Raw genomic sequence first — 15258 nt, forward strand, 5'->3', positions numbered from 1 at the left:
AAAAATATAAACCTATGCTTAACAAAAGCATTAAGTTTTTAATAGAAAACAAACTGATAGCTGTCTTGCTATTGTTGCTTTTCTTCGGTTGGGGTGTTAGTACGGCACCTTTTAACTGGAAACTTGATCCGCTGCCACAGAACCCTGTTGCGGTAGATGCCATTCCCGATATTGGAGAGAACCAGCAGATCGTTTTCACCAAATGGGACGGGCGCTCTCCTCAGGATATAGAGGATCAGATCACCTATCCGCTTACGACCTCCCTTCTCGGAGTTCCGGGAGTAAAGACTATCCGCTCTTCTTCTATGTTCGGTTTTTCTAGCATTTATATCATTTTTGAAGAAGGTGTGGATTTTTACTGGAGTCGTAGCAGGATCCTTGAAAAACTCAATTCCCTGCCCGGGGGGCTCCTGCCGGATGGAGTTCAGCCGGCCCTTGGTCCTGATGCCACCGGTTTGGGGCAAATATTCTGGTATACGCTGGAAGGAAGAGATGAAGACGGAGAAGTTACCGGAGGATGGGATCTTCACGAATTGAGAAGCATTCAGGATTACTATGTTAAATACGGACTTTCCTCTGCTGACGGAGTTTCGGAAGTGGCCTCTATAGGAGGGTATATTCAGGAATACCAGGTGGATGTAGATCCTGACATTCTGAAAGAATACAATATTTCCTTGCAACAGGTAGTAGATGCCGTGAGGAAGAGCAATAAGGATATAGGCGCCCAGACGCTGGAGATCAACAGGGCGGAATACCTGGTGCGTGGCCTGGGATATATCAAGACGATCGAGGATATTGAGAACGCCGTGATCACGGCAGAAAACTTTACTCCGGTAAAGGTAAAGGACATTGCCAGAGTTAGCCTGGGGCCTGCCGCCAGAAGAGGGATACTGGATAAAGAAGGCGCAGAAGTGGTAGGAGGAGTGATCATAGCCAGGTACGGAGCCAACCCCATGGAAGTGATCAATAATGTAAAAGATCAGATAGCAGAGATAAGCCCGGGGCTTCCTTCAAAAACACTGAGCGACGGAAGGCTTTCCCAGCTCACGATCGTGCCTTTTTACGATCGTACGGAGTTGATAAATGAAACACTCGGGACCTTAAACGAAGCCCTAAGCCTGGAGATCCTGATCACCGTGCTGGTTATAATTATCATGGTATTTAATTTAAGGGCTTCTGTCCTTATTTCGAGTTTGCTGCCGCTGGCAGTACTTATGGTATTTATTGCCATGAAGCTTTTTAATGTAGATGCCAATATTGTAGCCTTGTCCGGAATAGCCATTGCTATCGGGACCATGGTGGATGTGGGGGTGATCCTCTCCGAAAATATTATCAGGCATCTCGATGAGAACACCAATGGCAAATCGATCAATACCGTAGTCTATAATGCTACTTCCGAAGTATCGGGGGCTATCATTACAGCGGTAATGACCACCATTATAAGTTTTATTCCGGTCTTTACCATGATCGGTGCCGAAGGAAAGCTGTTCAGGCCGTTGGCATTTACCAAAACAGCAGCCTTATCAGCATCTATCCTGATCGCCTTGTTTTTAATGCCACCTTTTGCGGCCTGGTTATTCGGATGGAAATCACCTAAGAAACATCTGAAAAACCTTCTTAATATCATTCTTTTGGTTCTGGGGGTTATTGGTGTGATACAGGGATTTTATATCGGACTGTTACTTGTTGCCTTTGCATTAACGGGGCTTTTAAAACAGATAGACAGTGTTCCCGCCTATAATTCCGGTCTTATAAACAATATCCTGGCGGTTATAACCATCATTGTGCTTTTAACTGCTTATTGGAGGCCTCTCGGAGTTGATAAAAGCGTATTCTATAATCTGGTCTTTGTGTCGATTTTCTGTTTCGGATTATTGGGGGTGTTTACCCTTTTCAGACGCTATTATGTCCGGATCCTTAGTTGGGCTCTGCAGAATAAAATACTTTTCCTTTCCTTACCTACGCTTATCCTGATCTTCGGAATAAGTATCTGGAGGAATACCGGGAAGGAATTCATGCCGGCTCTGAACGAAGGTTCTTTTCTGCTGATGCCTACATCTTTACCGCATGCCGGTATTGATGAGAATAAAAGGGTTGTTCAGCAACTGGATATGGCGGTGGCCAGTATCCCGGAAATAGAAACTGTTGTCGGGAAATCGGGAAGGGTGGAAAGCGCCCTCGATCCGGCACCTCTGTCTATGTACGAGAATATTATTATTTATAAACCTGAATATGTACTCGATGAGAGTGGAGACCGGATGAAGTTTAAAACAACCGAAGACGGCTTGTTTGAGACCAGGAACGGAAACCGTATTTCTTCGGGAACGCGTATTGATAAAAATGAATTGATCCCGGATAAAAAAGGGACTTACTATAGAAACTGGAGAGACGAGATCCGGAACCCGAACGATATCTGGGATGAGATCGTGAGTAATACAAGGCTTCCCGGTGTAACCTCGGCTCCTAAACTACAACCGATACAGACGCGTCTGGTGATGTTACAAACCGGAATGCGGGCTCCTATGGGAATTAAAGTAAAGGGACAGAACCTGGAACAGATTGAAGCTTTCGGCCTGGAACTGGAAGAGATCCTGAAAGAAGTTCCCGGAGTAAAAAGAGAAGCCGTATTTGCAGATCGTATTGTAGGGAAACCCTATTTGCTTATCGATATAGACCGTGAAAAAATAGCGCGATACGGACTCGCCATTAACGATGTTCAGTCGGTACTGGAAGTGGCGATCGGAGGAAAGATGCTTACCCAAACCGTCGAAGGACGGGAGCGCTATGGCGTGAGGGTGCGTTATCCCAGAGAATTGAGAAGTAATCCTGAGGACCTGGAAGGTATTTTTGTTCCCGTGCCTAATGGAAGCCCGGTACCTCTTAATGAGTTGGTAGCAATTCGCTATGAGCAGGGACCACAGATCATAAAAAGTGAAGATACTTTCCTGGTGGGCTATGTGCTGTTCGATAAGCTGGCCGAAGAGGCGGAAGTAAGTGTTGTTGAAAATGCTGAAAAAGCGATACAGGCAAAAATTGAAAATGGAGAGCTGGAAGTTCCCAAAGGAGTGAGTTATGCTTTTACAGGGACTTATGAGAACCAGATCAGGGCAGAGAAAACTTTATCCGTTGTGGTTCCTCTGGCACTGATCATTATTTTCCTGATCCTTTATTTCCAGTTCAGGTCGGTTTCTACTTCCCTGATGGTATTTACGGGAATAGCAGTAGCTTTTGCCGGTGGATTTTTGATGATCTGGCTCTATGGAGAGTCCTGGTTCCTGAATTTTGATTTCCTCGGAGTTAATCTGCGGGAGCTTTTCCAGATGCACCCTATTAATCTGAGTGTTGCCGTATGGGTTGGTTTTATTGCTCTTTTCGGAATTGCAACCGATGACGGAGTGGTGATGGCTACCTATCTTACCCAGACATTCAGGAGAAACCTTCCTAAAGATAAGGAAGCGGTAAGGGCATCGATCATTGAAGCGGGAGAAAAAAGAATACGCCCTTGTTTAATGACTACCGCTACTACCATACTTGCGCTTTTACCTATCCTCACATCAACAGGAAGAGGAAGTGATATTATGATCCCGATGGCAATCCCATCCTTTGGAGGAATGCTGATCGCTTTGATCACTTTGTTTGTAGTTCCGGTATTATTCAGCTGGAAAAAAGAATTTGAACTTAAAAAAGTTGAATCAGATGGAAAATAAAACATCCAATACCAGAAAACAGTTCAGGACATTTCTGATCTTTATTTCCGTTTTGATGAGTATTTCAACCTATTCACAATCTTTGAGAGGGTACCTGGTTGAGGCGGAAAAGAATTCTCCTGCTTTAAGGAAGATACAGCTCGAAATAGAACAGGTCTTTGAGGCTATTCAGGAGGTGGGAAGCCTTCCGGATACGGAAATAGGTTTTGGTTATTTTGTACAGGAAACCGAAACCAGAGTCGGAGCTCAAAGAGCAAGGGCCAGTGTATCTCAATCCTTTCCGTGGTTCGGGGTGCTGAAGGCAAAACGGGAGAGTGAGATCTTACGGTCGGATGCAAAAGCCAATCTGTTCAGCTATGCCAAAAGAGAGCTGTTCTTTAAGATAAAAATGGCATACTATCGCCTGCACATCCATAGGAAAAGGCATCGGGTAGTACTGGAGAACCTGGAGGTTATAAAGGCCTATGAACAAAAGGCATTACAAGCGCTGGAAACCGGAAGAGCCACTGCTTCGGATGTGCTGCTCATAGACCTGGAAAAAGATAATCTTGAAAATGCGCTGGAGCGGCATGTTAATCTGGGAGAGTCGGCCAAGGTGAGTTTTAATATTTTGATGAACAGGGAGGAAGATACAGAGGTGAAAATACCGATGGAGCTTCCCGTAGATCTGGATCTATTGAGGTATAACAAGACGCTGATCCCCAATAACCCACAGCTGGTTCAGTACGACAACCTGGAAAAAAGCGTTGAAAAGACCAGAGAAGCTGTAAAGAAGGAAGGACTTCCTGAGATCAATGTGGGAGTAGATTATATCCTTGTAGATGAATTGCCGCTGGCAGATCTGGCCGATAACGGAAAAGATATTATCATGCCGAGGGTACAGCTTTCCATACCCCTGTTCTCTAAAAAGTATAAGGCAAAGGAAAAACGCCTTAAAATTAAACAGGAGGAACTCCAGGCCACCAGGGAAGAGATGGAAAACGAACTGAGAATGCAGTACGAAATGGCTTTTTCCAGATTATCGAATGCGGTAAACAGTATCAGGACCTATGAAGAGAGTCTTGAAAAAGTAGATAGGGCAGAAAAGCTACTCCTTACCACCTATGAAACGGCAGCGATAGATTTTAAAAGCATAATAGATATTCAAAAACTAAAACTGGATTATGAACTCAAATTGATAAATGCTCAATTCGATTATTTCGAACAGCGTTCTATACTTGAGTTTATTACCCAGGACTAAAATAAAAATCTTAAACAGATGAAAACATATATAAAATATTCAGGGATCCTCATAGCCGGCTTATTGCTGGGCTGGTTGCTCTTCGGAAGAGGCGGCAGTTCGGAGGTGGCCTCGAATGCTTCTCATGAGCATACGGAAGATGAGAACGGGATGTGGACCTGTTCCATGCACCCGCAGATACAGCAGCCCGAACCCGGGCAATGCCCGATCTGTGCCATGGATCTTGTTCCTGTTTCTGCCGAAGACAGCGGAAGCCTGGAAGAGGCGCAGTTTAAATTATCGGAAAGAGCGGTTGCTCTTGCTAATATTCAGACCACCATGGTGGGAGATGTTCAAAGTACGGAAGGAGGGATTACCCTCTCCGGAAAGATCATGGAAAATGAGGAAGGTATGGTAATGCAGGCATCTCATTTTGGAGGAAGAGTAGAGAAACTGTATATCAATTCTACCGGAGAAAAGATCTATCCCGGGAAATTGCTGGCGGAGATATATTCTCCCAAACTGGTAACGGCCCAGGAAGAATTACTGACCGCTCTGGAGATCAGGAGTGAACAACCCGAATTGTACAAAGCTGTTCGAAGTAAACTGAAACTCTGGAAGCTGTCTGAAGCACAGATCCATGAAATACAGAACTCCGGGAAAGTGAAATACAATATCCCCGTCTATGCGGATGTAAGCGGAATAGTGACCGAAAAAATGATAGAAGAAGGAGAGCATGTCAGTGAAGGAGGTGCCCTTTATAAAGTAACCAATTTAAATACGGTCTGGGCAGTATTTGATGCTTATGAAAGCCAGATAAAGATGCTCAGAAAAGGGCAAAAAGTGAAGGTGAAAGTAAATGCCTTTCCGGATGAAGAAATAGATGCAGTAATAGATTTTGTAGACCCTGTACTGAACACCACTACACGAACGGTGCCTGTAAGAGTGGTCCTGAGAAACAGTAATGATAAACTCAAGCCTGGAATGTTTGTAAGCGGAAGGATAGTCGTAAATTTGCAGGAAGGAAGCAGCCAGATCAGCATTCCGAAATCGGCAGTGCTGTGGACCGGGAAACGTTCTGTAGTCTATGTAAAATCGCCTGCTGAGGGATCCGTATTCGAAATGAGAGAGGTAGAACTCGGGAATGCCATGAACGATTCTTATATGGTGATCTCCGGATTGGAGAATGGGGAAGAAGTAGTGACCAACGGTGCTTTTACCGTAGATGCGGCAGCCCAGTTGCAAGGGAAGAAAAGTATGATGAATAAGGATGGGGGAAGAACCAGTACCGGCCATGAGCATCATCAAATGAACATGGAAGGTGAACAGATGAACATGGAAGGCGAACCAATGAAGATGGAAGTGGAGACCGCTTTTCAGGATCAGTTAAGGGATGTGTTCTTGAATTATGAGAAACTCAAAGACCATCTGGTGGCAGATAAAGCGGAAGACGCTGGAAAATCGGCAAAAGCCGTACTGACCAGCCTGGAAAAAGTAGATATGAAGTTGCTGAAAGATCAGAAAATGCATCAGCAGTGGATGGCAATTGAAAAGGAGATCAGAAAAACATCAACCTCTATAGGTAACAGTAAGGATATTGCAGAACAACGAAAGGCTTTTAAACCATTATCAGAACATATGATCTACGGAGTAGAGCTTTTCGGGATCAATCAGAAGGTGTATAAGCAATTCTGTCCTATGTACGATAATAATGCCGGAGCTAACTGGCTTAGCCTGGAAAAAGAAATAAGAAACCCCTACTTCGGGGACGCAATGTTAACATGCGGAGAAGTAAAAAAAACAATAGAATAATTTTAAATTTTTAACTCAAATGAAAAATACAATAATAAGGACATTGGTCGTAGCAGTTTTATTTTCAACACTCTCATGCGGAAATAAAAAAGAAAAGGAGAATATTGAAGTGATCGAGGTGAATACAGGAGAAAAAGAGGAAAAGACCACTAAAGAAGAAGTGAATTACGATGAGGTAGCTCTTAATGTAAGCTTCAGTGATACCCGATATAACGATATGTATAAGGAGTATATCCGTATAAAAAATGCATTGGTACAGGCCGATGCGGCAGAAGCTAAAAAAGGAGGAGAGAATATCGGTACTGCCTTTGCTAATATAGGTGTGGATCACGAATTGATGCAGGTTGCAGCGGAAATTGCCGGTTCAGACGACCTTAAAACGCAACGCAAGGCTTTTTCCGATCTGAGCAATGCTATTACCGAGCTTGTTTCCAAAGCGCATATTGCTTCCGGGAAGATCTACAAACAATACTGCCCTATGGCATTCGATTTTAAAGGAGCTTACTGGCTTTCTACGGAAAAGCAGATCAGAAACCCTTATTTCGGAGATCAGATGCTCGAGTGCGGAGAGGTAAAGCAGGAGATCCAATAATTTACCACATATACAAAACCTGCTGTCCTGATACCAACGGATGGCAGGTTGTAAACTTTGGGGAATGAAAAGGCTGAAACTCCTGTTACTTTTACCGATCGTTTTCGGTGGATGTGCCGATCAGAAGGAAGTACATGAGGTATTTCACGAAGGAGCCCTTCAGGAAATAATGAGAGGGGAAGCAGGAAAGGATATATCGCTTTCCGTGCTGCAGGATAAAAAGCACGCTTATGCTCTCGGAGCCATTGCAGGACTTAAAGGAGAGATCCAGGTTCTGGACGGAAAGGGCTATATAAGCAGTGTAAGTGGAAACGAAGTTTTTACAGATACTACTCTAAATAAGAAAGCATCTCTTCTGGTGTATTCTTATGTGGAGAAATGGAAGAGTATTCAGGTTCCGAAGGAAGTTATAAGTAAAGAACAACTGGAAACATTTGTTTTTAAGGAAGCTGAAAAGAACGATCTTAACACAGAAGAACCTTTTGCCTTTCTTTTGGAAGGCAGCCCGGAAAGGACTGACTGGCATGTGATAAACTGGACGGAAGGCGATTCCGAACACAGTCACCGGAAACATAAAGAATCGGGTTTAAACGGTTCTCTGTATAAAGAAGAATTAACTATACTGGGATTTTATTCAAATAAACACAAAGGGATCTTTACTCATCACTCCACCAATATGCATCTGCATTTTGTAGATAAAAAGAAGAAATTGGGAGGTCATGTGGATGATCTGAAACTCGGAGAGGGAATGATCCTTAAATTACCGGAATAACAATGACACAAACATATTCTGTATCCGGAATGACCTGCGATGGTTGCAGGACCGGAGTAGAGGAAAAACTAAATTCGATAGAAGGAATTCAGGCTAAAGTAAATCTTGAGAAGAACGAAGCAGTGATAGATTCCGAAAGAGACATCAGCCTGAAAGAACTTCAGGATGCCTTGCCGTCCAAATACGCTATTAGCGAGAAAAAGGCGGAAGTTCCGGCTATGATGATGATGGAAGAAGAGAAAATATCAGATCTGCAGCAGTTAAAACCGCTGTTTATTATTTTCTTCTATATCACGGTAGCAGCAGTACTTCTTAACATTAGTTCCTGGACCGGCAGTGAGTTTATGCTCGATTTTATGGGGCTTTTCTATATAGTTTTTAGCTTTTTTAAGATGCTTGACCTCAAAGGATTCCCGGATTCCTTCAGGATGTACGATCCGCTGGCAAAGGCTGTTCCGGCTTATGCATATATCTATCCTTTTATTGAAACCGCTCTGGGGTTAATGTTCCTGATGCGAATACAGATACGACCGGCTTTATATATCACCTTGTTTATTCTTGGTATTACTACTATCGGAGTAGTACGGGTGTTACTGGATAAAAAGTCCATTCAATGCGCTTGCCTCGGAACTGCTCTTAAATTACCAATGACAAAGGCTACTTTTATAGAGAACAGCATTATGCTGGTCATGGCAGTCTTGATGTTGTTTTTTTAGTATTGAGTCCCGATAGCTATCGGGATGAGTAATGAGCAGTGAACAATTATCAATTAACAATGAGCAATTAACAACGATCAACCAGCAACCACTAACCAACAACTATCAACTAACAACCAACAACGACTAATCAACATACCCGTCAAGAAGGCTGATCAATTCATCGCAACTCTCGATGGCTTTGAGTGAACTTTGTTTTTTGATGATACAGGCACCGTAAATGCTGTTCAGGATCCTTTTCAGTCGATCCTTGTTCCCGAAGGCGGAGCCACCTTCTTTTACCCGGTCAAAATCGAGATGATCTATATAGTAGTCGGCCAGGTATTTTTTGTTGATAGCCACCTGACGTTCGTAATCCATGGAAAGCATTCTGTAGGTTCCTGAATAATGCCCTTCAATGCTGGTCTTTAGCTTAAAATCATCTATCAGTTTCATATCTCCCGAATTGATCAGGCTGAGGTAGGTAATATTGTTAGGACTGAAATCTATGATGGAAGATATGGTTGCGAGGTTTTTGGAGATGATATCTTTTTCTTCCGCACCCGGACTTAAAACAGGAAGGATCTCCCGGATTATGGCTGTCTTTTCATCCAGCTTACGTATGTTCTCTTCCAGTTCCTTTTTGTCTTCTTCCACATCTTTTTTCAGGTTAAGGAGGTATTGCTGCCTGAGCTGATTATCACTTCGGTTCTCTGAATATTTGTTGATGCTAAAGGCAATGCTGATACCTATAATGACAATGAGGATCTCCCCGAAAGCATAACGCCAATTGATTTTCTTCATATTTATATAAACGGTTGGTCATTATAAATATACGAAGAGAAGTAAAATAAGCGGGAATGGAGGGGTTGGAGGTTAAAAAAGAAAAGCGAGCCTAAGCTCGCCTTAATTTTATAAACAATGGCAGTAAGATCCTCCTCCGAGCAATTGGGAGATCCAGTGTTCACAATTCGGATGATCGGACGCTGCTCCTCCTTTTACTTCCTGTGATTGTAAGTTTGCAACCGATTTTTTCACAAGCTTTAAGCTTTTTAAATTTTGTTTTTTCATGATATAAAATTTTATGATATATAAGTATGTGTTGAAAAAACAGGATTCTTACCCCCAAAAAGTAAAAAAATAAAAAAACCGCTTTATCACTAAAGCGGTTTTCTGTATCTGTATGAATATGAATTACATCATTCCTGGCATACCTCCGCCCATTGGTGGCATTCCGCCTCCGGCAGGAGCTTCTTCCTTGATGTCTACCAATGCACATTCTGTTGTCAGGATCATTCCTGATACGGAAGCTGCATTTTCAAGGGCGATACGTGTTACTTTCTTAGGATCGATGATCCCGGCTTTGAACATGTTCACGAACTCCTCAGATTTTGCATCATATCCGAAATCGTCTTTTCCGTCTAAAACCTTAGCCGTAACTACAGAACCTTCACCTCCAGCATTCTCAACAATGGTTCTTAAAGGTTCTTCAATTGCTCTGGCTACGATCTGAACTCCGGTAGTTTCATCGTTATTCTCGGTTTTGATACCTTCCAATACCGACTTAGCTCTTACAAGTGCAACACCTCCACCGGCAACAATACCTTCTTCTACTGCCGCTCTTGTAGCGTGTAAAGCGTCATCTACACGGTCTTTCTTTTCTTTCATTTCTACTTCCGAAGCAGCACCTACATATAGTACGGCAACACCTCCTGCAAGCTTGGCAAGACGCTCCTGAAGTTTTTCTTTATCGTAATCTGATGTAGTACTCTCGATCTGAGCTTTGATCTGGTTTACTCTGGCTTTGATGTTTTCCACATCTCCTGCACCATTAACCACTGTAGTATTATCTTTGTCGATAGTTACTCTTTCTGCAGTACCTAACATTTCGATAGTGGCATTCTCTAAGGTAAATCCTCTTTCTTCCGAAATAACAGTACCTCCGGTAAGGATAGCAATATCTTCCAGCATGGCTTTTCTTCTGTCTCCGAATCCGGGTGCTTTAACTGCAGCTATCTTAAGAGCTCCTCTTAATTTGTTTACTACCAGGGTAGCCAGGGCTTCCCCGTCTACGTCTTCGGCAATAATTAACAGAGGCTTTCCTGATTGTGCTACGGGTTCAAGTACAGGAAGAAGGTCTTTCATTGAAGAGATCTTCTTATCGAAAAGAAGAATATAAGGATTGTCAAGATCAGTCGTCATCTTTTCTGAATCTGTAACGAAATAAGGAGAAAGGTACCCTCTGTCGAACTGCATTCCTTCTACTACATCTACGTGAGTATCGGTTCCTTTTGCTTCTTCAACGGTAATTACTCCTTCTTTCCCTACTTTGTCAAACGCCTGTGCGATAAGCTCTCCTATGGTAGGGTCGTTATTAGCAGAAATAGAAGCTACCTGCTTGATCTTTTCTGTAGAATCACCTACTTTTTTAGCTTGTTTTGAAAGGTCTTCAACAATAGCTTCAACCGCCTTGTCTATTCCTCTTTTCAGGTCCATTGGATTGGCACCTGCCGCAACGTTCTTTAATCCTTCTCTAACGATGGATTGAGCAAGTACAGTTGCTGTTGTTGTTCCGTCACCGGCAAGGTCATTGGTCTTGGAAGCAACTTCTTTAACCATCTGTGCTCCCATATTTTCCAATTCGTTCTCAAGCTCTATTTCCTTGGCTACAGAAACCCCGTCCTTTGTTACGGTAGGAGCCCCGAAGGACTTATCGATAATTACATTTCTTCCTTTAGGTCCTAATGTTACTTTTACAGCATTCGCTAAAGCGTCGACACCTCTTTTTAGGCCGTCGCGTGCTTCTACATCAAATTTTATATCTTTTGCCATGATCTTTGGTTATGTTTTAAACAATTGCTAAAATGTCACTTTCGCGCATAATTAAATAATCGGTTCCTTCAAGTTTTAGTTCGGTTCCTGAATATTTTCCGTAAAGTACTGTGTCGCCAACCGCAACGGTAATTGGATTTTCATTAGTACCAGGCCCAACTGCCACAACTACTCCTTTTTGAGGTTTTTCTTTTGCAGTATCAGGAATATAGATACCTGAAGCTGTTGTAGTCTCAGCTGCTACAGGCTCGATAAGAACCCTGTCAGCCAGTGGTTTAATGTTTAACTCAGCCATTTTTATACTTATTTTTTAATTGTTTATTAATTTATTCGGACTACTAATTGACAGAAATTGTGCCAATTTATTTAAGCTGACATTTCTAAAAAAAAATGCCAGCTGGAATGACAAGCTGGCATTAATATTCTTTAAAATATCGTTTTTACTGTTGGGTGGAATCCTGTGCCTGAACAGGTACTGTATTGTCTGTTGCAGGGGTGGTATTCTCTATTTGATTCCCATCAAGTAATCTGGAATCTGCAGTTCCGTTACCGGATTTAATAGTTACGTTGGATACCAGGATTAATATAATCAGTAAGGTTGCCAATGTCCAGGTACTCTTGTCAAGGAAATCCCCTGTTTTTTGAACACCTCCAACAACCTGACTTCCGCTTCCTCCAAAAGAAGAAGATAATCCACCACCTTTAGGGTTCTGTACCATGATCACTAATACTAATAAAAATGAGACAATAATAATTAGTATTAAAAAGATTGAAAACATACTCATTTCTCTGTCAATTATTTTGTTGTAATTTTTTTACTGCTCGAATTTGGTCTGCAAAGAAACCACTTTTTTCCGGATATTTCAAACTTAAAATTTTATAGGCCTGTATTGCCTTCTTGTATTTTTTTTGTTCGAGGTATACCCTGGCAAGAGTTTCTGTCATTAATTCGGATCGCTCCACCATATTTTGCTTCGCCAGGTTCACGGAAGAACCCGATTCTTTACTGGGAACGATCTTAGGATTAGAGGCTATAAATTTATCGATCAGATCGAATTTCTCTTTCTTTTTATCTGTCGTATCGCTCTCTTCTTTTTTCTCTTCCTCCTGCCCGCGATCTATGGGTTTCAGTTTGGAAAGTTTCAGCCATTCGCTAAAAGAATGTTTTTCATTCTCATCAAACTCCAGAGGTTTTCCCAATTGCAATTCATCCTCTTCCTCCTCTTCTTTTTTCTCAAAAAGAGCAGGATCCAGAACGGCATTGGCCTCACTTTTGGTTCCGAGAAAAACTTCGCGGGTCTCCATTTCCCTGAAAGAAGGAACCTCCTCGGCCTCTACAAAAATATCCTCCAGAGCTACAGACTGTTTGCTGATATTTTTAGCAATGGAATTCTGTTTAAAATCCTCGGAAGTGATAAAATCGAAAAGGATTGTCCGGTCTGCCGTATAGGCCGCCGTACATTTTAAAGCCTGATTGTACTTAAAGCTGTCCAGATTCTTTAAACCTTTGAGGTATACGGCTCTTGCCGCCTGAAAATATGGATACTCATCCAGTACTTTTTCCAGGGAAACAGAGCCCTCCAGGTCTACAGTGTCGGGTCTGTGCAAAAGCTGTATAAAATCTGAAACATTCATCTCTACCAATCGGCTAGGGAAGCGTTAAATATATCTTGTGTTAAACGGTCGAAGATCTCCTCGAAAGCCGTTTGTTCTATGGCATCTACCTGTGTGGTGGCCGGGAAATCGAAGAAGAAAGAAAATCTCCTTTCAAAATCCTTGTCGTCTTCCACATTGTTTGTAAAGCGTACATTAACCGCAATGGTTAGGCGGTTCAGGGCAGCTGTCTGATTAGAAGTTGCACTGTTAGGGGTGATCCGGTAATCTACGATCTCTCCCGCATATACCAGATCTGCGCTGGCCGTAACCAGATCCAGGTTGGTCTGACTCTGAATGACATCCTGCAGCGCCAGTGTAAACTGACGGTCCAGCCCCGGTTCTATAATAGGGGCATTGTTCTGAAAGAAATCTACCTGAAAGGTCTTGGCAAGTCCGGGGTTCCCTCCGGTAAAGTTATAGATCCCGCATCCCTGAGCTACAAACAGGAGTAACATTAATGCGGATAGTTGTTTTATATATCTTATCATCCTTCTTGGATTGTAGTAATTCTACAAAATTAAGTAATTGCTTCTTTAAAGATAGCTGCCTTAGCTACTTTGGGTTAACTTTTACATTATTTAACTGAAATTTAGTTTTTTAGTTATTAACTCTTGATAACTAAAAATCATAAATCTTCAATCGTAAATCCGAAATCCCGATCACAGATCATATTGTTTGATCTTGCGGTAGAGGGTACGCTCTGAGATCCCCAGTTCGGCGGCCGCCGCCTTGCGTTTTCCCTTATTCCTTTCCAGGGCTTTTTTTATCAGCTCCAGTTCCTTATCGTGCAAGGACAGGGTTTCTTCTTCTTCTATTTCTTCTGCAAAATGATATTTGTCTTCCTGTGTTATTTGTGGGCTGGGAGCATGCACCTGCTGAGGTATCTGTAACACTTCCATCTCATCGTCCGTATCTTCGAAAGCCACCTGTTCTTCTTCCCTGTAGATCTTTCGGATAAGTCCCTCATTCTCTTCCTGAACCTCTTTATGGTTGTCGTTCTGCATCAGCTCCAGGGTAAGTTTCTTCAGGTCGTTAAGGTCGCTTTTCATATCAAAAAGCACCTTGTAGAGGATCTCTCTTTCATTGCTGAAATCGCTTTCATTCTTCTCCTTGCTTATGACTGCCGGAAGATTGGATCCTGTATGAGGAAGATAGCCCATCAACGTGCTTCCGCTAATAGAACGATCCTGTTCCAGAACAGATATCTGCTCGGCAACGTTTCGCAATTGCCGGATGTTTCCTCCCCACCGGTGCTTCAGGAGTACCTGTATGGCATCTTCCTGCAAGCGAATGGTAGGCATTTTGTATTTCTGTGCAAAATCTGCTGCGAACTTCCTGAACAGTAAATGGATATCCTCTTTTCGGTCGCGCAGTGGAGGGAGGTTGATCTCTACCGTACTCAGACGATAATAGAGGTCTTCCCTGAATTTTTCCTTTTTAATGGCATCGAACATATTAACGTTGGTCGCAGCCACTATTCTCACATCGGTCTTCTGAACTTTAGACGATCCGACCTTCAGGAATTCCCCGTTCTCCAGTACCCTTAGCAAACGTACCTGGGTGGTAAGCGGCAGTTCTCCAACTTCATCCAGGAAGATGGTTCCGCCGTCGGCTTCCTCAAAATACCCGCTTCTGGTAGAAGTGGCTCCGGTAAAGGCCCCTTTTTCGTGCCCGAAAAGCTCACTGTCTATAGTTCCCTCCGGAATAGCTCCGCAGTTCACAGCAATGTATTTCCCGTGTTTACGATGTGAAAGGGAATGTATGATCTTCGGAATGCTCTCTTTTCCAACACCACTCTCTCCCGTTACCAAAACAGAAATATCGGTAGGTGCTACCTGGATACTCTTTTCTATGGCACGGTTGAGTTTTATATCGTTACCGATAATACCGAAACGTTGTTTTATGGCCTGAACGGATTCCATATATATTGTATTAGATTGTCTGCCATAGCCTGTCAAAAACAATACCAGGCA

General features: G+C 42.7%; 14 protein-coding genes. 6 read left to right on the plus strand and 8 right to left on the minus strand.

What is annotated here, in order from left to right:
* The first annotated feature begins 14 nt into the window (after window positions 1-14).
* The 6 genes from GWK08_RS15225 (at window position 15) to GWK08_RS15250 (ending at window position 8818) form a co-directional block, all read left to right on the plus strand.
* Window positions 15-3707 carry an efflux RND transporter permease subunit gene (locus GWK08_RS15225; RefSeq protein WP_163608087.1) on the plus strand — a complete coding sequence of 1231 codons (3693 nt, stop codon included), beginning with the start codon at window positions 15-17 and terminating at the stop codon, window positions 3705-3707.
* Window positions 3697-4947 (plus strand): TolC family protein, encoded by a 1251-nt coding sequence (locus GWK08_RS15230; RefSeq protein WP_163608088.1) that lies wholly within the window; start codon window positions 3697-3699, stop codon window positions 4945-4947. Before GWK08_RS15225 ends, GWK08_RS15230 begins: the two co-directional genes overlap by 11 nt.
* An 18-nt stretch (window positions 4948-4965) precedes the next feature.
* A complete protein-coding gene (locus tag GWK08_RS15235; protein ID WP_163608089.1) occupies window positions 4966-6738 on the plus strand; it encodes an efflux RND transporter periplasmic adaptor subunit in 1773 nt (590 codons plus the stop codon).
* 19 nt (window positions 6739-6757) lie between these two features.
* Entirely contained in the window at window positions 6758-7330 is a 573-nt protein-coding gene (locus GWK08_RS15240) for a DUF3347 domain-containing protein (protein WP_163608090.1), read from the plus strand.
* A 64-nt stretch (window positions 7331-7394) separates the two neighbouring features.
* The gene (locus GWK08_RS15245; protein ID WP_163608091.1) at window positions 7395-8102 is read left to right on the plus strand and encodes an acetolactate decarboxylase; all 708 of its coding nucleotides are present in this window, start codon (window positions 7395-7397) and stop codon (window positions 8100-8102) included.
* Between the two features lie 2 nt (window positions 8103-8104).
* The gene (locus GWK08_RS15250) at window positions 8105-8818 is read left to right on the plus strand and encodes a heavy metal translocating P-type ATPase (protein ID WP_163608092.1); all 714 of its coding nucleotides are present in this window, start codon (window positions 8105-8107) and stop codon (window positions 8816-8818) included.
* A 126-nt stretch (window positions 8819-8944) separates the two neighbouring features.
* Here the strand turns inward: GWK08_RS15250 and GWK08_RS15255 are convergent, their stop codons facing one another.
* From GWK08_RS15255 to GWK08_RS15290, 8 genes are all read right to left on the minus strand, one after another.
* Window positions 8945-9601 (minus strand): DUF6090 family protein, encoded by a 657-nt coding sequence (locus GWK08_RS15255; protein ID WP_163608093.1) that lies wholly within the window; start codon window positions 9599-9601, stop codon window positions 8945-8947.
* A 108-nt stretch (window positions 9602-9709) separates the two neighbouring features.
* Window positions 9710-9868 (minus strand): hypothetical protein, encoded by a 159-nt coding sequence (locus GWK08_RS15260; RefSeq protein ID WP_163608094.1) that lies wholly within the window; start codon window positions 9866-9868, stop codon window positions 9710-9712.
* A 123-nt stretch (window positions 9869-9991) separates the two neighbouring features.
* Complete coding sequence (gene groL, locus GWK08_RS15265) at window positions 9992-11629, minus strand: chaperonin GroEL (protein ID WP_163608095.1); 1638 nt, start codon at window positions 11627-11629, stop codon at window positions 9992-9994.
* Between the two features lie 16 nt (window positions 11630-11645).
* Window positions 11646-11924 (minus strand): co-chaperone GroES, encoded by a 279-nt coding sequence (locus GWK08_RS15270; protein ID WP_163608096.1) that lies wholly within the window; start codon window positions 11922-11924, stop codon window positions 11646-11648.
* A 145-nt stretch (window positions 11925-12069) separates the two neighbouring features.
* Window positions 12070-12414, minus strand: a complete 345-nt coding sequence (gene secG, locus GWK08_RS15275) for a preprotein translocase subunit SecG (RefSeq protein ID WP_163608097.1) — start codon at window positions 12412-12414, stop codon at window positions 12070-12072.
* Between the two features lie 7 nt (window positions 12415-12421).
* Window positions 12422-13264 (minus strand): hypothetical protein, encoded by an 843-nt coding sequence (locus GWK08_RS15280; protein ID WP_163608098.1) that lies wholly within the window; start codon window positions 13262-13264, stop codon window positions 12422-12424.
* A 2-nt stretch (window positions 13265-13266) separates the two neighbouring features.
* Window positions 13267-13740, minus strand: a complete 474-nt coding sequence (locus tag GWK08_RS15285; RefSeq protein ID WP_239524929.1) for an LptE family protein — start codon at window positions 13738-13740, stop codon at window positions 13267-13269.
* Between the two features lie 204 nt (window positions 13741-13944).
* Complete coding sequence (locus GWK08_RS15290) at window positions 13945-15207, minus strand: sigma-54 interaction domain-containing protein (RefSeq protein ID WP_163608100.1); 1263 nt, start codon at window positions 15205-15207, stop codon at window positions 13945-13947.
* Window positions 15208-15258: the final 51 nt, after the last annotated feature.

This window comes from Leptobacterium flavescens, from assembly GCF_010671605.1.
In the GTDB taxonomy this organism is placed as follows: domain Bacteria; phylum Bacteroidota; class Bacteroidia; order Flavobacteriales; family Flavobacteriaceae; genus Leptobacterium; species Leptobacterium flavescens.